We start from the raw sequence: 17,905 nt of genomic DNA, 5'->3' as shown, positions 1-17,905 counted from the left end.
AATCTTCATGTTCCTCTTAACCCCTGTCCCCACGGTCGACCGCCCGGTTACGCAGGGCCCGCTCCACCCGGGCGCGTTCCTCGGAGATGACGCGGCGCAGGCCGGCGGGCAGCTCCCCGGCGAGGAAACGGTCCGCCCGGGCCAGTCCCTCCTCCGAGATGCTCCAGGACGGGTACAGGCCGGTGAGTGCCTGGAGCGCCATCTCCGAGGACATCCGGTCCCACAGGTCACCGGCGACCTCGAAGAACGGTTCGGCCAGCGGTGCCCGGGCCGCCGCCGACCCCGGGTAGGCCAGGCCCTCGAGCTTGTGACGGGCGGCGAGGTTGGACAGGTCGCCGGCGACGATCTCGTCGAAGACGGCCCGCTTGTTCTCCGCGGTGTTCACCGCCGCCAGGGCGCGCAGCGCCGCCTGCTGGCCGGTGGCGGAACGGTCGAGCTGGCGCTGCTCACCGACCCGGGCCTCGACGTCGTCGATCTCCCCGTGGGCGACGAGCGCGGCCAGGGCCAGCCAGCGCATCTCGGCGTCGTCGGAGTCGGCGAGCACCTGGCGCAGGTGGGTGGCGGCGGCGTCGTTGAGCGGGAGCTTCGCCAGGGCGTGGGCGAAGACGAGGGAGGCCTCCTCGGGGCTGTCGTTCACCCCGGCGAGGTAGGCGTCGGCGAGCAGGTCCCGGCCCTCCGCCTCCGCCCAGGCCGGGTCCGCGTAGCTGCGCAGCGCGGTGGCGGCCTGCGCGAGGATGCGCTCGAGGACCGCCAGTTCAGTCTCGTGGGTGGCGCCCCGGACGACGAGGCGGGCGAAGTCGCGGGCCCGCATCTCCCCGGCCCGGGTGGCCTCCCACGCGGCGGACCAGCACAGGGTGCGGGCCATGGGGTCCTCGATGGCGTCGATGTGCTCGACCACGAAGGCCAGGGACGCCGGGTCCAGCTGCATGAGGCAGTAGGTGAGATCCTCGTCATTGACCAGGACGAGGTCGGCGGCCTCCACGCCGACGAGCTCCGGGACGTCGGTGGTGGCGCCCTCGACGTCGAGCTCGACGCGGTGGGTGCGGGAGACGCGGCCGTCGACAAGCGAGTAGAGACCCACGGCGATGCGGTGGGTGCGCAGCTCGCCGGCACCCGGCTCGGCGCCGGCCTGCGTGACGGCGAAGGAGTCGTAGGTGCCGTCGGACACCGAGAACTCCGGCGCCAGCTTGTTGATGCCCGTCGTCTTCAGCCACTGGTCCGCCCAGTCCGACAGATCGCGGCCCGACGCGGTCTGCAGCGCACCGAGCAGATCATCGAAGGTGGCGTTGCCCCACGCGTGATCAGCGAAATGACGACGCACACCCGCGAGGAACTCCTCCCGCCCGACATAGGCCTGCAGCTGCTTGAGCACACTCGCGCCCTTGGCGTAGGTGATGCCGTCGAAGTTCTGCTCCACCGTCTCGATGTCCGTGGCATCCGCCAGGATCGGGTGCGTCGACGGCAGCTGATCCTGCTGATAGGCCCAGGACTTCTCCACATTGGCGAAGGTCACCCACGCCGTGTCGTACTCCGTCGCCTCCGCCTGGGAGATCGCCGCCGCCCACGTGGCGAAGGACTCATTGAGCCACAGGTCATCCCACCACCGCATGGTCACCAGATCGCCGAACCACATGTGCGCCAGCTCGTGCAGGATGGTGTCCGCCCGCCGCTCATACCGGTAATGGGTCGCCTTCGAGGTGAAGACGTACTCGTCGCGGATGGTCACACAACCCGCGTTCTCCATCGCCCCCATGTTGTACTCCGGGCAGAACACCTGGTCGTACTTGCCGAAGGGATACCCCACCCCGAAGTTCGCGTGGTACCAGTCGAACCCCTGCTTCGTCTCCGCGAAGAGACGGTCACTGTCCAGGTGGGCGGCGATCGACCTGCGGCAGAAGATGCTCATCGGCACCGTCAGCTCCGTCGGCTCCTCCGCCGGGGTCTCCGGATGCCGGGTCAGCTCACCCGACCACGAGGAACTGACCTCGTGGTACGGGCCAGCACACACCGCGACCAGGTAGGTGGACAGCGGGTAATCGATCCGGGAGGTGTGGATCACCGCATCAGCACTTTCCCCGCTGCGCGACGTGGACTGCGGCGCATTCGAGATGACCTTCCAGTCCGCCGGAGTGGTCACCGTCAGGTCATACGTGGCCTTGAGATCCGGCTGATCGAAACACGCGAACACCCGCTTCGCGTCAGCCGTCTCAAACTGCGAATACAGATACACCTCATTGTCCGCCGGATCAACGAAACGGTGCAGACCCTCACCCGTCCGCGAATACGGACACGTCGCCGTCACCCGCAGCGAATGCCGCCCCGGCGTCAGATCAGTCAACGCGATCCCGTGGGTCTCGTCATAACCGTCCGCATCCAGCGTCAACGCCTGCGACCGGATGTTCTCCCCGTCCAGGTACACCCCGTCGACCCGGTTGGCGCGCAGATCAATGAACGTCGACCCCGCCTCCCGGACCGTGAACTCCACGGTCGTCGTCGAGGCGAACTCCGTGTCCGACCCCGTCAGGTCCAGAGCGATGTCGTAGTTGTTCACCTCCAGCAGACGTGCCCGGTGGGCGGCCTCGTCGCGGGTGAGGTTGGTGGAGGTCATGCGTTCTCCTGACTGGTGGTGGATCTATGTCTGCAGCCAGCCTAATCCCCGCTTATGGTGGTGCACATGACTGATACCGCCAACACCCCGCAGAACGTCACCTTCTGGTTCGATGTGACCTGCCCTTTCGCCTGGCAGACGTCCCGCTGGATCAAGGAGGTGGAGAAGGTCCGCGACATCACCGTCACCTGGACCCCCATGTCGCTCGCCGTACTCAACGACGGCCGCGATCTCGACCCCGGCTACATGGAGGCCATGAAGGCCGCCTGGGGTCCGGCCCGCGTCTTCGCCGCCGTCGCCGACAAGGAGCCGGAGAAGATCGACGCCCTCTACACCGCGCTCGGCACCAAGGTGCACCGCGACAAGGCGTTCAGCAAGACCGACCTCAGCGTCAATGACGCTCTCCTCGAGGCCACCCTCAACGAGGTCGGCCTCGATCCCGCCTACGCCGCCGTCGCCTCCACCGACGAGGCCGACGAATCACTCCGCGCCTACCACCAGTCCGCCATCGACGAGGTCGGCGACGACGTGGGCACCCCGGTGATCAAGCTCGGCGACACCGCCTTCTTCGGCCCCGTGATCACCCGCGTCCCGCAGGGCGAGGAAGCCGGAGAGATTTTCGACGCCGCCGTGCGCCTCGCCGCCTACCCCTACTTCTTCGAGATCAAGCGCTCCCGGACCGAGAGCCCGCAGGTGTAGCCCATGTTTGAAGCCACTCTGACCCTGACCGTCATCGCCGCCCTCGGCGGTGGTGTCGCCTACGCCAGCTGGCCGAAGAACAAGGGCCTGGCCGCCGTGTTCGCCGTCATCGGCGTGCTGGCCGCCGCCGGAGCCGTCCTCACGGCCTTCCTCGGCGCCGTCGTCCTGGTGCTCAAGATCATCCCGGTCCTCGTGCTGGCCGGTGTCATCTGGGTCGCCTGGAAGATCTTCTCCGGCGGATCCGGCACCCGGACCGACCACGCGGACGTCCGGCCCACCCGTTAGCTGGGGTGTCGGAGATCCTGCGGGAAGGAGTGTCCATCCCGCGGGATTTTCGTCTTTGTCGAAATGAATCGGTCTCAGGCCTCTCACCTGGGGAAACCCGGTCGGGGGAGTGGGGGTCGAATTCGAAGAAGTCGAAAGCCTGCCGGGTGGGGCGTACCTGCCGCAGCCGAAGGGCCCGCCCGGTAGGATCGGCCCCATGCGCGTTTACCTTGGAGCAGACCACGCCGGCTTTGACATGAAGAACATCATCGCCGAGCACCTGAAGAAGCAGGGCCACGACGTCATCGACTGTGGCGCCCACACCTACGATGCCGACGACGACTACCCGGCCTTCTGCATCGAGGCCGCCTCCCGTACCGTCAACGATCCGGGTTCCCTCGGCATCGTGCTCGGTGGTTCGGGTAACGGCGAGCAGATCGCCGCGAACAAGGTCAAGGGTGCCCGCTGCGCCCTCGCCTGGTCCCCGGAAACCGCCCGACTGGCCCGCGAACACAACAACGCCCAGCTCATCGGCCTCGGCGGCCGTATGCATTCGGAGGAGGAGGCGCTGGCCATCGTCGACGCCTTCCTTGATCGGGAGTGGTCCAACGCGGAGCGCCACCAGCGACGCATCGACATCCTCGCCGACTACGAGCGCACCGGCATCGCCCCGGAACTGCCCGAGGCTTAAGGACTTTTCCGACGCTCACTTCAGAGGCTGCCCGGAGCTCCGGCTCCGCGCAGCCTTGTGTGTCTGACCGAGGCCGCTCAGGCGGGTGGGGACAGGTCGAACAGGCCGGGATCATCGAAGTCCGGTGGATCCTGGGCTGGTTTCCGGTTTCTGGCCCTGATCTTCGCCCCGGCAGAATACTCCTGGAGTTCGGTGTCGTTGAACTGGATCGGCCCACCACCTGGTGGCTGCCACCCCGCCCTCCCCGTTTCCGGGTCACGGACCATATGCCCCATCCCACCGGCCCCATCCTGGTTGTCATTGTTGTCGGCATGATGTGGTGGGCACTCCAGGGTCAGGTACTCCAGATCCGTCACCCCACCCCGGGCCCAGGCTTTGATGTGGTGGACATGGGCATGAATCATCGCCCCGTCACAGTTACCGCAGGCACACAACCCCTCATAGGCAAACAGAGCGAGTCGCTGATACAGGGTTGCCGTGCGTTTCGTCCGCCCCAGGGCCAACGGCTGACCCTGCACGTCATGCAGCACACCCAGGTCATAGGCAGCAGCACCGAGGGTGAGGATGTCCAACGCCGACAACAGATGCCCGGTATTCGACAGGAACCGACTGTCTGCGGTCATCTCCTCCACATCCTTGGTGGTCATGCTGACCACCACCGAACCAACCCCCTGCCGGGACTTCGGTGACTCGTCCGACAGCAGACGTGACAGCACCACACCGAGCTGATCGACGCCGCGTTGGGCCCGGCTGCGCCTGTCCTTGTCGTCTGGCACTTCTGTATTCGCTCCGGGGCGAAGTCCCGGTGCCAGGGCAGCGGTGAGCATCGCAGCCACATCCGCCGGCAGGGACCCGGAGATACTCACGTTGCCGTCGGTGTCCTGCTTACCCAGACGCAGGGCGCGTTTCTTGTGCCCGGCCAGCCGGTCCTTTCTCCCGTCGGGTTGGCGTCCAGCGGCATTGGCGTTGGTCACCTTCCGGCGCAGCCAGACCCGCAGGCCCTCCGGGCAGCGGTGGCCTGCCTCCTTCATGGCTTCTGCCTGCAGCACAGCACGACTGGGGGAGGAATGCTCGTTGAGGGTGCGGAGTTCCTGCCGGATGATCTTCTGTTTCTCGGCGGCGACCTTCCGGGCCTGGTCCCGGGCTTCGCGTTGTGCTTTCTCGTCCTGTTCCCGACGACGCTGCTCTTCCTCCCGAAGCCTGCGCTCCCGTTGCCGCGTCTCTTCCGCACTCTCGCCTGCCTCAGGCTCCGGGGTGGGCATCGGTGGCACGACTGGTGTGGTGAACAGTCCCTCACCACGTCCGACCCGGTCGACGGCTTCCTGCCAGGACAACCCGAGTGCTGTGATGAGGAAGTCGATGGGTCGACTGGACCCGACCAGGCGGCCGGCGTCGGAGCGTTCCACGAGCCAGGCAAACGAGGCGTCGACGTAGGCTTTGGCGTTCATGGTCTTTTCCAGGCGGATGAAATCAGCCCGCACCGAGTGGAAGTCAACATGATCGGGTTCGGCCATGAGATCAGCCAAGGTGGTCATGGCGACCTCGATCTGGTCGACCAGTTGTGTGATCTGCCGTGACACCATTGTCACCCCCGATTCTTCAACGATTCCCCTGTCGCTTACATGTTCGAGTCTACCGCCACGAACGGCACCGTCAATCCCTATTGCTAGAATAGACGTTCGATTACCCCCGTTTATAGTGAGACCCTCACCAGCCGGCGAAATCGCGTTCCAGTCGTCGGGGTCCGGAGACCTCCTGCCACGTGCAGTCGATGGCGCCGTCGTCTGCACCGCGACCCCAGCTCACGACGGCGACCTCGCGGCCGTCCAGGACATAGCGGCCGGGGTGTAGCTCGGACAACGGGACGTCCGGGATGACCGGCGCGGTCAGCTCCACGCTGAGACGGTGTCCGGTGGTGGAGGTGCGGACGCGGGGGTCGGCGCGGAAGAGGTCGGGGACGGCGTCGATAAGCACGTGGACGTCGCCGGCGGTCAGCCAGCCGATGATCACGGCCTCGGTGACGCCGGGGTCGGTGAAGGTCGGGACGTGGACGGCGATGTCGGCGGTGTCGAAGATGACGCCGGCTGGGCGCGCCAGGGGGTGGGTGATGCGGTGGGCGAGGGCGACGCTCTCGGCGTTCTTCTCGCCCGCGTCCGCCGAACGGGCGCCCCAGTCGGGTTCGTCATGGACGGCGATCGCCCTCGGTTCGTGGATGAATCGGGCCCCGTGCTGCCAGGCGCGGTGGCCGAAGTCCCAGTCCTCCCCGCCGTAGCCGATGAGGGAGGCATCGAATCCGCCGATCTGCTCGAAGAAGGGGCGGTGGCAGGTCAGCGCTGCGGAGATGATGAATCGCCACGAGCTGTCGTCGGCGTGCTGCAGGTGTCCCGTGTGTTTCCAGGCGTCGACGAGCCATGCCGGTTCCTCGCGGTTGGGACCGGTCAGGCGGGTGCCGACGATCACCGAACGGGTGTCGGCGAGCACGTGCGGGACCACGGCGGTGAGGTATCCGGGTTCGGGCACGGTGTCGCCGTCGAAGAATGTGAGCACGTCACCCGTGGCTTGCGCGGCGCCGAGGTTGCGGGCCGCCGCCGCCCGGAATCCGAGATCCTCCTGCCGCACGACGATCGTGCCCAGGTCGGGTGGGGGAACGGAGGAACCGTCGTCGGCGACGATGATCTCGAGCTCTCCCGGGTAGTCCTGCTTCTCGACGCCCGCGACCACCTCCCGCAGGCCCTCCGGGTTGTCGTAGTAGGGGATGACCACCGACACGCGTGGCCAGAGGGTGCGCCACCACCCCTGCCAGGTGTCGGCGAGCTGAGGCCAGTCCCAGTCGGACGTGCCGACCGTGGGCGGGTGGGGCGTGAATTCCCGCAGGGCGGTGGGCCAGTCGTCGACGATCTCGATGCCGGGCCAGCGCTGCGCCATCTCGCGGGTGTACGGCGAGTCGCTGACCAGGACCTGTCGTCCGGCGCCGAGCCAGGCCATGAGTGAGCCGGAGGCGGAGTAGTGGCGGTGGGCGCATACGGGAATCTCGATGCCGCCCATCTCGAGCGCCAGGTCCTCGTCAGAGAGCCAGCCGGTGATCTCGAGATCCACGTCCAGTGAGGTGGCCAGCTCGTGGAGGTGTCGGGCCCAGTCGTCGTGCCCCGCGCTGACCCCGCCGAGCGCCCGGACGCGCAGGCCGGTGCTGGCGACCGTGCGGATGAGGTCGTCGTGCCCCTTGCCAGGGTAGATGAATCCGAGGATGCCCACCGTTCCGGTGACGGGATGATAGGGAGATTCGATGGTGGGGACAGGCAATGGTGCCACGGGGAGGTCGACGTCGAAAAACGCCGCCTCGTGCGCGGAGTTGACCACGGCAAGATCGGCGGCTGCGGCGAGACGCCGATATGCGGATGCGCGGCGTTCGAAACGCTCCGCGCCTTCCGCCGGCTGCGGGATGTCGTGGAGGCTGACACTCAAAGAATGGCCGGTGCAGCGGGCCAGGACCGCGTCGACCGCCGCGTCGGGGGAGTCGCCGAAAAGATGGTCGGTGAACGTGACGTGGACGGGGCCCGGGGGAAGCGGACCACTGCCGACCAGTACGGAACCGGGGGAGTGGGCGGCGAGGGAGCGGGCGTACTCGGTGACCCCGTGGCCTGCCGGCCCGACGATGAGGTGGCAGATCATGCCAGCCCCAGGACCGACAGCCGCTCGGCGTGGCGGGTCAGGCCGGCGTCGATGATCTGGGGGTGCTCGCGGTAGAAGGCGAGTTGGGCGTCGATGATCTCGGAGTGGTCGACGGGTTCGTGGTTCTTCAGCCAGGTGTCCCGGCCGGTCACGTCCACGCCGAGGGCTCGGGCAGCCTGCGGGTCGACGGGGGCTGTCAGACCGCCGAGCATCTCCCGGTCGGTGGGGGCGTGAACCGTCCCGCCCGGGACGATGTCGTCGAGGACCCGCTGGGCCAGGGCGGCGAGCGTGGCGTTGGACGGGTGATTCATGGTGTGCCAGACGGGTGCCGTGTCCAGCACATCGGAGATGACCACCGTGCCGTGATGGCGCTCGCGGGTCCGCAGCTGCTCGACGGACATGGCGGCGGTGGTGCGCAGGGCCTCATCGGAGGGGTCGGCCTCCACGGGGCGGGTCAGGCCGCGGGCGGCGGCGGCGAGGATCCGCAGGTCGTGATAGGGCACCACGGGCGGGTTGCGGGAGGGATCGGCCGGATCACGGATGATGGCCTGGTACGGGAAGAGTCCGTCGTATCGCAGGACCGGGTAGATGATGGTCCGGGCGCCGTCGGGCAGGAGGGCGGCGAGTTCGGCGGTGCCCAATGGAAGGTCGCGGTAGGAGTCACGGATCGGCTGGGTGACCAGCACGTCGGTGTGGGCGAGGACCGGCGTGAGCAGGTCGATGTCCTCGGCGGTGAACTCGTGGACCGGGGGAATGCGGAAGGACTCCACCGCGCCGGAGGAGTCGAGCAGGATGCGCAGCGATTCCGCCTGGCAGTTGCCCATCACGGTGACGAACGGCAGGGACTCGTCCCGACGCCGGTAGTCGGCCCCGTAGAAGTCCCCGTAGTGCTGCCGACGTCCCGGATCGAGTGTGTTCATGGTCCCAATGTAACCGCGTAACTGCCGGACATGCATGAACGAAAAGATATGTGTGACCATATGGGAGGTGCAATCATAAGGACCGGCCTATGATGGATCGGTGGCCCTGGCATAAACAAGGGTGAATATATTTCCCGGCGCAACAATTGCCGACGCAGCCATCAACACCGATGAACACCGACGATCAGACAGAAGAGGGGTGAGAGGTGCACGCAGACCGTGCAGCGACACCTGCGACCACAGCGACGCCAGCCACTCAGGCAGTTCCGGAGACGCCGCGCATCACCGTCCTGTCCATTCCCGCCGACCACGTCTACCCGGCGGCGGTGCGGCCGGAGAGGGTGGACTACCTGCCGGACCCGGACATCGACGGCAACTGGTGGCCGCATCCCGCGCTCGAGGCGCAGTGGTGGGCGGACCCGGACAACGGGCGTGACGTCGACGTGGTGCATCTCCATTTCGGCTTCGATCACCTCTCCGTCGAGGAGACGGTCGAGTTCACCCGCGCCCTGGAGCGCCGGGGTGTCCCGCTCGTGGTCACCGTCCATGACCTGGACAATCCCCACCTCGTGGAGCAGGCCGAGCACCATGAGAAGGTCCGCGTCCTCGTCGCGGCCGCTGCGCGCGTGATCACCCTCACCGACGCGGCGCGTCGACAGCTTGCCGACGCCGCGTCCCACACCGTCGTCATCCCCCACCCGCAGGTGGTGCGGGACGTCCCCGACCCCCGCCCGGACGGGCGCATCGTGGGTGTCTTCCTCAAGTCACTGCGCGGCAACGTCGTCGCCGACGCCGACTTCTACCGGACCCTCGCCGGCACCCTGGCTGAGCATGTCGACGGCACGGTGCGCGTCCATCTCCATGACGTCGAGCAGACCCGGCCGCTCATCGCCGCGCTGCAGGACACCGCGATCGACCTGCGCGTCCACGACCCGTTGCCGGACGACGAGCTCCACGCGGCTGTCGCCGAGTGCACCACGGTGGTGCTGCCGTACATCCGGGGCACTCACTCGGGGTGGCTGGAGATGTGTCGTGACCTGGGTGTCACCGTCGCCGTCCCGGACTGCGGCTGCTACCTGTCCCAGGCCGATGACCCGGCCGCGGTGGTGTCCTACCGCACGGGCGACGCGGTTGACGCGGCCGCCGCGGTGGCCCGTCTCCTCGAGAGTGGGCGCGTGCCCTACCGCGGGGACCGGGACGCTCAGCTGGCGCAGATCCGGGCGGCACATGCCGCCGTCTACGAGGAGGTGACGAGCCGATGATGCTGCTGACCACCCCGCCTCGCCCGCTCATCCCCCGGATGAAGATCGCGGTGATCGCGCCGGCCCGCTACCCGATCCGGGAGCCCTACGCCGGTGGTCTCGAGGCCTTCTGCCACACCCTCGTCCGGGCGCTGCGCGATCAGGGCCACACGGTGGATCTCTACGCCGCGCGTGGCTCGCACGGGCATGTGCCCGATGTCGAGCTGCCCGGGGTGGAGTGGGGCGAGCTCGCCCGGGAGGCCACCGACACCGGTTACCCGCCCGGTGCCCGGGAACTGGAGGACGCGGCATTCGCGCGGCTGCGCGAGTACCTGGCCACGCAGGACTACGACATCATCCACAACAACAGCCTCCATCCGGCGCTGTTCACGCCCGGCAACCGGTTGCCGCTGGTGACCACGCTGCACACCCCGGCGCTGCCGGAGGTGCAGTCCGCGATCGCCGTCGCCGGCGCGGCGGCGGGCCGGTTCGCCGCGGTCAGTGAGGCCACCGCGGGGGCCTGGGAGCTGCAGGCACCCGTTACCATCGTGCCCAACGGGGTGGACGTCACCCGCTGGCTGCCCGGACCAGGTGGTCAGTCGGCGGTGTGGTTCGGCCGCATCGTCCCGGAGAAGGGTCTGCACCTGGCCATGGATGCCGCCCGCCTGGCGGGGATGTCGCTGGAGTTCGCCGGCCGGGTCGGTGACCGCCGCTACTTTGAGTCGGAGATCGTCCCCCGGATGGCGAGCATGGACGCCACCTACCGCGGGGAGCTGGACCACCGGGACCTCAATGATCTGGTGCGCCGCTGCGCGGTCTGTCTGGTCACCCCGCGGTGGGAGGAGCCGTTCGGCCTGGTGGCCAAGGCCGATGATGTCGCGGGTCTGGCCCGTGCGCTGCGCATCGCGGCAGGCGTCGACCGTTCGGTGGTCCGGCAGTGGGTCATCGCCCACCATTCCCTGACGGCGACCGCCGCCAGGTACGCGGAGCTCTACAGTGAGGTACTGGCACGATGATCGGGATCTACGCTCACCACCAGGGCAGCGGCCACATGAACCGGGCCCGCAGTATCCGGGACGCGCTCGGCGTCGATGCGCAGATCCTGTCCACCGACCCGAGCGCGGACGTCGTCCTCCCGGATGACGCCGACACGCCGGACCGGGACCCCACGGCCCGGGGCACGCTGCACTACGTGCCCCGCTACCGGGCGGGCCTGGCCGACCGGATGGCCATGATCGCGGACTGGATCCGGGACAACCGGCCGTCGGCGTTCGTCGTCGACGTCTCCGTCGAGGTGGCTCTCCTGGCCCGGCTCATGGGTATTTCGGTGGTCACCATCGCCATGCCGGGTGTCCGCGAGGACGCGCCGCACCAGCTGGGGTACACGCAGGCGGACGCGATCATCGCCGCGTGGCCGGACTGGGTGGAGACCCCGGCGCACCTTCTCCCGCACGAGGAGCGTCTGCACCCGGTGGGCGGCATCTCGCGTTTCGACGGCGCCGAGTACCTCGCCCCGGTCGTCCCCGGCGACGGTCACCGCGTCGTCGTCCTCTCGGGCCGCGGCGGGGACGACTGGTCCCCGGAGAACTGGCTGGCCGTGCAGCGCGCCTGCCCGGACCATCGTTTCGTCTTCCTCGGCGGGGACTCCTTCGTCGACGATCCGATGCCCTACCTGCGCTCCACCGACGTCGTCATCGCCGCGGCCGGCCAGAACTCGGTCGCGGACATTGCCGTCGCCGGCACCAACGCCATCCTCCTGCCGCAGGAGCGCCCCTTCGGCGAGCAGTACGCGACGGCCGCGCTTCTCGACGCCGCCGGCCTCGCCGTCGTCGCCGATTCCTTCCCCGCCCCGGAACAGTGGCCTGACCTGCTGCGCCGTGCGACAATGTTGGAGCCCGACTGGGAGTCGTGGCAGACCTCGGGCGCGGCCGGCCGCGCAGCTGAGGTGATCAGAAAGGTGGCCGGACTGTGACTACCGACATCACCGTGGTGACCCTCGCCAACGCGGGCCGCCTCGACCACGTCGTCCGCCAGGCCCAGGCCCTGCCGCCGGGGACCCGGCACATCGTCATCGCGCTCGGAGACGAGGACCAGCTGCGCCGTTCCCTGCCGACCTCCCTGGTGTACCCCGTCGAGGAGTTCTCCCTGGCGGAGGCCCGCAACGTCGGCGGCGACCTCGCCGCCCGCACCGACCCGACCGGCAACGCCGTGATCATCTTCCTCGACGCCGACTGCCTGCCCGGCGCGGGCCTCATCGACCACTACCGTCGGGCACTTCAGGTCCATCCGGAGGCGGTCGTCGCCGGCCCGGTGACCTACCTGCCCACCGGTGATCTCCGCACCACCGCCCCCGCCCCGCACGCCGCCCGGCCGAATCCGCCGGTCGGTGAGCTGGTGCTCGCCGACGACCACGGGTACGAGCTGTTCTGGTCGCTGTCGTTTGCGGTGACCACTGGAACGTGGCGACGGCTGCGGCAGACCTTCGGCGGTTTCGACACCGACTACGTCGGCTACGGCGCCGAGGACACCGACTTCGCCCAGCACCTCCGTGCCCACGGCATCCCGTTGTACTGGGTCGGCGGGGCACACGCGTTCCACCAGTGGCACCCGGTGTCGGACCCGCCGTGGGAGCACTTCAGCGACATCCTGGCCAACGCCGAACGCTTCCACGGGGTGTGGGGGTTCTGGCCCATGCGCGGGTGGCTGGAGAAGTTCGCCGACGAGGGGGCGGTGGAGTTCCGGGACGGCCGGTGGGTCGCCACCGCTCCTAGGCCGGCCCCGCGTCCAGCGGGTGGGAGCCGACGCGACCGTCCTCGCCCTCATCCAGCGATGTGATCGCGGACATCTCGGCGTCGGTCAGCTCGAAGTCGAAGATGTCGATGTTTTCCCGGATCCGGGCCGGGGTCTGCGACTTCGGGAAGACGATGATCCCGTTCTGGAGGTGCCAGCGCAGCACCACCGGGGCGGGGCTGACGCCGTGGGCCACGGCGGCGTCGACAAGCTCCGGTTGAGAGAGCAGACCGTTCTTTCCCTGGCCCAGCGGGGCCCACGCCTGCACCTTCGTGCCGTGGGCGCGCGCGGTGTCGATGTCCTTCCACGGCTGGAAGAAGGGGTGCAGCTCGATCTGGTTGACCGCCGGGGTGACCGGGGTGGCCATCTCCAGGCGTTCGAGATGGGTGGGCAGGAAGTTGGAGACCCCGATGGAGGCGGTCAGGCCCCGCTCACGCAGCTCGATGAGGGAGCGCCACGCCTCGACGTAGCGGTCCTGCGCCGGGCAGGGCCAGTGGATGAGGTAGAGGTCGACGTGGTCGAGACCGAGCCGGTCGAGGGACCCGGCCAACGCCGCGTCGGCGTCACCGTGCCGGTCGTTCCACAGCTTCGTGGTCACGTAGATCTCGTCGCGGGGGATCCCGGAGGCGGCGATCGCCCGGCCCACCCCCTCCTCGTTGCCGTAGATCGCGGCGGTGTCGATGTGCCGGTAACCGGCCTCCAGCGCAACGGAGACAATGCGTTCGGTCTCCGCCGGGTCGATGAGGCACACCCCGAACCCGAGTTGCGGGATCGAGGTGCCGTCGTTGAGGGGGATGCGCGGGATGCGGGTCATGGGCGCGAGACTACCCCTGTCATGCTGTCTGTCACGCGGGCGTGAACTGGCTGCGCACCGTCTCCTCCCGCCGGCCGGAGACCGCGCAGCCGAGCATGAGCAGGCGCAGGGCGCGCTCGGCGGCGTCGATGAGCAGCTGCCGGCCGTCCCGGACCGCATCCTCCAGGGCCATGGGGACGGTCATGATGGAGGCGATGGCGCCGATGCCCACCTCGTGGACCTGCGGGGCGCCCTTGCCCAGCGAGCCGGCCAGCGCCAGGACGGGGACGCCGGTGGCCTGGGCGCGCCGGGCGATCTCGGCGGGGACCTTGCCGCGCGGGGTCTGGAAGTCGATGGCGCCTTCGGCGGTGATGACGAGGTCCGCGCCGGCGACAAGGTCATCGAGGTCGGCGGCGGAGGGCAGGTCGCCGAGGAGGACGTCGAAACGGTCCCGCGCCGTGGCCCCCAGGGCCATGATTCCGGCGCCGAGCCCGCCGGAGGCACCCGAACCGGCCCCGAGATGCAGGTCGGCGTCGGGGGAGAAGGTCTCGGTGAGCAGGTCAGCCCAGCGGTTCAGCGCCTTGCCCAGCTGTTTGACCTGCTTCTTCGTCGCGCCCTTCTGCGGGCCGAACACCTGCGCCACGCCGGTGGAGCCGGTGAGCACGTTGTGGATGTTGCACGCCAGGGTGATCTCCACCTCGCCGAGACGGGGATGGAGGTTCGCCGTGTCGATCCTCACCGCCCGGGCGAGCTCCCCGCCACCCGCCCGGATCTCGTTGCCCTCGTCGTCGAGGATCCGGGCACCGAGGGCGGTCAGTGCCCCGGCCCCGCCGTCGGAGGTGCCGGAGTCGCCGCAGCCGACGACGATGCGGTCCACCCCGTGGTCGAGGATCGTGGCGATGAGCTCACCGACGCCGCGGGTGGTGGTGGCGGTGGGGTCCCGCAGATCCCGCGGCACGAGGCTCAGGCCGGCGGCCGAGGCCATCTCCAGCACGGCGACGGACTCGTCGGGGAACTCCAGCCACGTCGCGGTCACCTTCCTGCCCACCGGCCCGGTGACCTTCGTGGTGTGGGTGACGGTGCCGGGGCGCTGCGCCAGGATCTCCACCGTGCCCTCACCGCCGTCGGGGACGGGGTAGAGGTCGACGCGCACACCGGGGAGGACGCGGCGCACCCCGGCGGCGATGGAGTCGGCGACGTCGACGGCCGAGAGGGACTCCTTGAAACCGGAGGGGGAGACGAGGACTCGTTCGGGCAGGTACATGGTCATGGTGTTCTCCTTGGATATGAGGTGGATATGAGGTGGATGTGAGGTGATGGGTGGGGTCTAGAGGTAGAGGGGCAGGCCGAGCAGCGGCCAGATGAGGAACGCGAACACCGCGGTGACCGCCAGGTGCATGGGCGCCAGGAGGGCGGACATGCGCAGCAGGTCGGCGGTGTCGTAGTGGGGTGTCTCGCCCGGGGCATCGGAGCCCCGGAAGATGGCCAGCGGCTTCGCCGACGCCGGCAGGGTGTGGCAGAAGCCGGCGGCCGCGGTCGAGATGAACGCCGCCGCCACGGCGCTGACCCCCACGGTCGGGGCGATGGCGATGACGATGGGCACCAGCACCGCCGAGCGGGCCGAGCGGGACTGGATGACCAGGTGGGCGGCGGTGGACAGGGCGATGACGGCGAGGACGAACACCCAGCCCGGAAGGTCGGCGGGCAGCCACCCGGTGAGCAGGGCCGCGGCCCCGGAGTCCGTGAGCGCCTGGCTGATGGCGATCGTCGCCGTCATGAACAGCAGCAGCGACCACGGCACCTTCTTCACCGTCGCGCCGAGGTCCTCCGTGCCCAGGTAGGGGAGGTGATCATGAGCGCGCCGAGCACGGCGACCATCGCCGGCGGGATTCCGTGCACACCCTCGGTGAACCACAGCAGGATGGCCACACCCAGGATGAGCACGGCGCGGTACTCGCCGGAACTCAGCCGGGTGGACAGCGGGATGTCGCGGGTCAGTGCCTCGCGGGTGATCTCCAGTTCCGCATTGCGCTGCTCCCGGGTCGACAGGGCGCGGACGATGATCTCCGCGGCCAGGTGCGAGGACACCAGCGCCAGCGGCAGGCCGAGGACCATCCAGCGGGTGAAGCTGAACCCGGGCAGGCCCGCGCCGGTGAGGATCTGGTCGGTGATCAGGTGTGCGCCCGCGCCGATGAGGGAGGCCACCGCGGAGAACAGCACCACCGACGGCAGTGCGAGCGCGAGGATGCGGGACAGCCACGCCGGCACGACCGCGGTGAGCGCGAGGAACACCGGCAGGACGAGTGCCGCCCGGCCGCTGGTGGCGGGCACGGCGAACGCGGTGCACACGACGGCGAGGGTGAGCAGGTGCACGAGGACCCGCGGCGAGGTCACGCCGACGCTCAGCGCCACCGCCGCCCGGACCGCCAGGCCCGAGGACGTCACCGCCGAGGCGATGATGAACGCGCCGATGAGCAGCCACACCGTCTCATCGCCCAGCGGTGCGAAGAGGTCGTCGACGTCGATGACGCCGATGAGCACGATGACGCTGGCGGCACCGAGCGCGACGAACGTGTCGGAGACCTTCGAGAACACCCACAGCCACACGGCGGCGGCGAACACCACGAGCGTGGCCCGGGCATCCGGGGTGACCTGCTCCGGCAGCGGCACGAGCCACAGCACGAGGATGAGCGCACCGGCGATGATCCGGATGATCTGCGTGACCGTGAGGGTGCGCAGGTCCGGCAGGCTCGCCCGCGGCGGCGGCGGGACGTGCAGCGACGGGGGAGGGTGGTGGCCACCCGGTAGGTCGGTCCGTGGGTGAGCTCGCTCATGAGTCCACCTCCCCGGTCGTGAGGACGGGCAGGTCGAGGCCGATGACGGTGCCCAGCCCGCGGGTCGACTGTGCCCAGGCGCTGCCGCCGTGGGCGTCGGCGACCGCGCGCAGCAGCGCCAGCCCGGCCTGCTGGCCCTCCGGGTGGGAGGCGTCCGGCCGCCAGTCCAGCAGCTGGTTGAGCCGCCCGGAATCACAGCCCACCCCACGCTCGCGGGCCCACAGCGACAGCGCGTCGTCCTTGATCTCGACGCCGAGTTCCACCGGCGTGGACAGACCCGCGCAGAATCGCGCGGCCTCACCCATCGCCAGGGTCACGGCGTCGAGGTTGAGCGTCACTGGCGTGGCGTCGTGGACGTTGCTCACCAGGGCCACCGGCAGGCCGGCGGCGATGAGCTGCTTCTCGACGTCGCGCCCCACCGACTCCGCCGCCACCGTCACCGCCGCGTCCGAGGGACGCGAACCGACGGTCAGCGAGGTCAGCGCCGTCACCGTCGCCAGGACACGGGCGCCCTCCTCGGCCTCGGCCCGCAGGGTGGCGTCACCGGTGTCGGCGGCGCGCTGCCGGATCCGGTCGAGCCAGGAACGCAGCTGCACCTCGAGGCGGGAGAGGATGCCCTGGTAGGCGTCATCGGCGGTGTCGATACGCTCCAGCAGCGTGTTGAACGTCCGCGCCAGGTCGATGGTGTCGGCGTCGCCGTGCTCCGGCACCGGGACCCGCTGGCCGTGACGGCGCGAATCCAGCCCGGCCGCCGCGGTCCGCACTTGGCGCACCGGGTCGAGCAGCCGCCCGGCGACGACCCACGCCAGACCCGCCGCGAGCAGCAGCGCACCGAGGCTGATGATGGAGATCGCCCGCAGGTTCGCCGACACCCCCGCCCGGCCGGAATCGGTGAAACGGGCCACCAGCAGCGCGGTGTCCGTGCCCTCCACCGACACCGTGGCCCAGTGGACCGGGCCGAGATCCGGGTGGTCGAAGACCCCGGACGGCGCCCGATTCTCCAGGGCGGCCGCCACCAGCGGCTCACCGGCCTGCAACGGCCGTGGACTGTTGGCCATCTGCATGAGCTGGCCGTCGACGACACCGACGAGCGCCTCATCCGGGCCGGGGATCTGCCGGGCCAGATACACCTGCAGCAGCCGCTCCGGCGTCTCGAACGGCTCCGAGGTCTCCGGGTCGCGGCCCTCCGCGGCGAAGGTGGTGAACTCCTCCGTCTCCTGCGTGACGTCCTCGTTGGCGCCGTCGGTGACACCCGAGAGCAGGACGGTGCGCGTCGTGAGGATGAGCACCACGAGGGTGAGCGTCACCAGCGCGAGGAACCAGACGACGATGCGCTTCCGGAAGGAACCGAACGCCGTGTGGCGGGCCGGGGGATCAGGGATCTCTTTCAGCATGA

At 69.3% G+C, this 17,905-nt stretch carries 16 protein-coding genes; 7 read left to right on the top strand and 9 right to left on the bottom strand.

Translation table 11 applies throughout. The annotated features are described in order from the left end of the window. Positions 1-16: 16 nt before the first annotated feature. Positions 17-2,608 carry an aminopeptidase N gene (pepN, locus tag QP029_RS00595; RefSeq protein WP_284875000.1) on the bottom strand — a complete coding sequence of 864 codons (2,592 nt, stop codon included), beginning with the start codon at positions 2,606-2,608 and terminating at the stop codon, positions 17-19. Positions 2,609-2,674: 66 nt separating this feature from the next. Between pepN and QP029_RS00590 the strand changes: the two genes are divergently transcribed. The 3 genes from QP029_RS00590 (at position 2,675) to QP029_RS00580 (ending at position 4,262) form a co-directional block, all read left to right on the top strand. Then, the gene (locus QP029_RS00590; protein WP_284874999.1) at positions 2,675-3,307 is read left to right on the top strand and encodes a mycothiol-dependent nitroreductase Rv2466c family protein; all 633 of its coding nucleotides are present in this window, start codon (positions 2,675-2,677) and stop codon (positions 3,305-3,307) included. A gap of 3 nt (positions 3,308-3,310) precedes the next feature. Next, positions 3,311-3,592 (top strand): hypothetical protein, encoded by a 282-nt coding sequence (locus QP029_RS00585; RefSeq protein WP_284874998.1) that lies wholly within the window; start codon positions 3,311-3,313, stop codon positions 3,590-3,592. 196 nt (positions 3,593-3,788) lie between these two features. Then, the gene (locus QP029_RS00580) at positions 3,789-4,262 is read left to right on the top strand and encodes a ribose-5-phosphate isomerase (RefSeq protein WP_284874997.1); all 474 of its coding nucleotides are present in this window, start codon (positions 3,789-3,791) and stop codon (positions 4,260-4,262) included. A gap of 77 nt (positions 4,263-4,339) precedes the next feature. On the opposite strand, the gene QP029_RS00575 is transcribed toward QP029_RS00580, so the two are convergent. From QP029_RS00575 to QP029_RS00565, 3 genes are all read right to left on the bottom strand, one after another. Then, positions 4,340-5,845, bottom strand: coding sequence for an HNH endonuclease signature motif containing protein (locus QP029_RS00575; RefSeq protein ID WP_284874996.1), 1,506 nt, complete (start codon positions 5,843-5,845; stop codon positions 4,340-4,342). A 124-nt stretch (positions 5,846-5,969) separates the two neighbouring features. Beyond that, positions 5,970-7,931 carry a glycosyltransferase gene (locus tag QP029_RS00570; RefSeq protein WP_284874995.1) on the bottom strand — a complete coding sequence of 654 codons (1,962 nt, stop codon included), beginning with the start codon at positions 7,929-7,931 and terminating at the stop codon, positions 5,970-5,972. Next, positions 7,928-8,851, bottom strand: a complete 924-nt coding sequence (locus QP029_RS00565; protein WP_284874994.1) for a WcbI family polysaccharide biosynthesis putative acetyltransferase — start codon at positions 8,849-8,851, stop codon at positions 7,928-7,930. Before QP029_RS00565 ends, QP029_RS00570 begins: the two co-directional genes overlap by 4 nt. Positions 8,852-9,057: 206 nt before the next feature. Here QP029_RS00565 and QP029_RS00560 point away from each other — a divergent pair, with 206 nt between their 5' ends. The 4 genes from QP029_RS00560 to QP029_RS00545 are packed head-to-tail and all read left to right on the top strand — an operon-like array spanning position 9,058 to position 12,927. After that, a complete protein-coding gene (locus tag QP029_RS00560) occupies positions 9,058-10,113 on the top strand; it encodes a glycosyltransferase (protein WP_284874993.1) in 1,056 nt (351 codons plus the stop codon). After that, positions 10,110-11,108 carry a glycosyltransferase gene (locus QP029_RS00555; RefSeq protein WP_284874992.1) on the top strand — a complete coding sequence of 333 codons (999 nt, stop codon included), beginning with the start codon at positions 10,110-10,112 and terminating at the stop codon, positions 11,106-11,108. Before QP029_RS00560 ends, QP029_RS00555 begins: the two co-directional genes overlap by 4 nt. Then, complete coding sequence (locus QP029_RS00550) at positions 11,105-12,064, top strand: glycosyltransferase (protein ID WP_284874991.1); 960 nt, start codon at positions 11,105-11,107, stop codon at positions 12,062-12,064. The genes QP029_RS00555 and QP029_RS00550 overlap by 4 nt, the downstream gene beginning before the upstream one ends. Then, complete coding sequence (locus QP029_RS00545) at positions 12,061-12,927, top strand: glycosyltransferase family 2 protein (protein WP_284874990.1); 867 nt, start codon at positions 12,061-12,063, stop codon at positions 12,925-12,927. Before QP029_RS00550 ends, QP029_RS00545 begins: the two co-directional genes overlap by 4 nt. Here the strand turns inward: QP029_RS00545 and QP029_RS00540 are convergent. From QP029_RS00540 to QP029_RS00520, 5 genes are all read right to left on the bottom strand, one after another. Continuing rightward, complete coding sequence (locus QP029_RS00540) at positions 12,860-13,696, bottom strand: aldo/keto reductase (RefSeq protein ID WP_284874989.1); 837 nt, start codon at positions 13,694-13,696, stop codon at positions 12,860-12,862. The genes QP029_RS00545 and QP029_RS00540 overlap by 68 nt on opposite strands. Before the next feature lie 31 nt (positions 13,697-13,727). Further along, positions 13,728-14,945 carry a glycerate kinase family protein gene (locus tag QP029_RS00535; protein WP_284874988.1) on the bottom strand — a complete coding sequence of 406 codons (1,218 nt, stop codon included), beginning with the start codon at positions 14,943-14,945 and terminating at the stop codon, positions 13,728-13,730. A 57-nt stretch (positions 14,946-15,002) separates the two neighbouring features. After that, positions 15,003-15,485, bottom strand: a complete 483-nt coding sequence (locus QP029_RS00530; RefSeq protein ID WP_284874987.1) for an SLC13 family permease — start codon at positions 15,483-15,485, stop codon at positions 15,003-15,005. Continuing rightward, positions 15,482-16,357 carry an SLC13 family permease gene (locus tag QP029_RS00525; RefSeq protein ID WP_284874986.1) on the bottom strand — a complete coding sequence of 292 codons (876 nt, stop codon included), beginning with the start codon at positions 16,355-16,357 and terminating at the stop codon, positions 15,482-15,484. Before QP029_RS00525 ends, QP029_RS00530 begins: the two co-directional genes overlap by 4 nt. 148 nt (positions 16,358-16,505) lie before the next feature. Beyond that, positions 16,506-17,903, bottom strand: coding sequence for an ATP-binding protein (locus QP029_RS00520; RefSeq protein ID WP_284874985.1), 1,398 nt, complete (start codon positions 17,901-17,903; stop codon positions 16,506-16,508). Between the last annotated feature and the right edge of the window lie 2 nt (positions 17,904-17,905).

Origin of the sequence: Corynebacterium suedekumii (assembly GCF_030252185.1) — a bacterium.
GTDB classification, from domain to species: Bacteria; Actinomycetota; Actinomycetes; order Mycobacteriales; family Mycobacteriaceae; genus Corynebacterium; species Corynebacterium suedekumii.
This window is presented reverse-complemented; position numbering and strand designations above follow the sequence as displayed.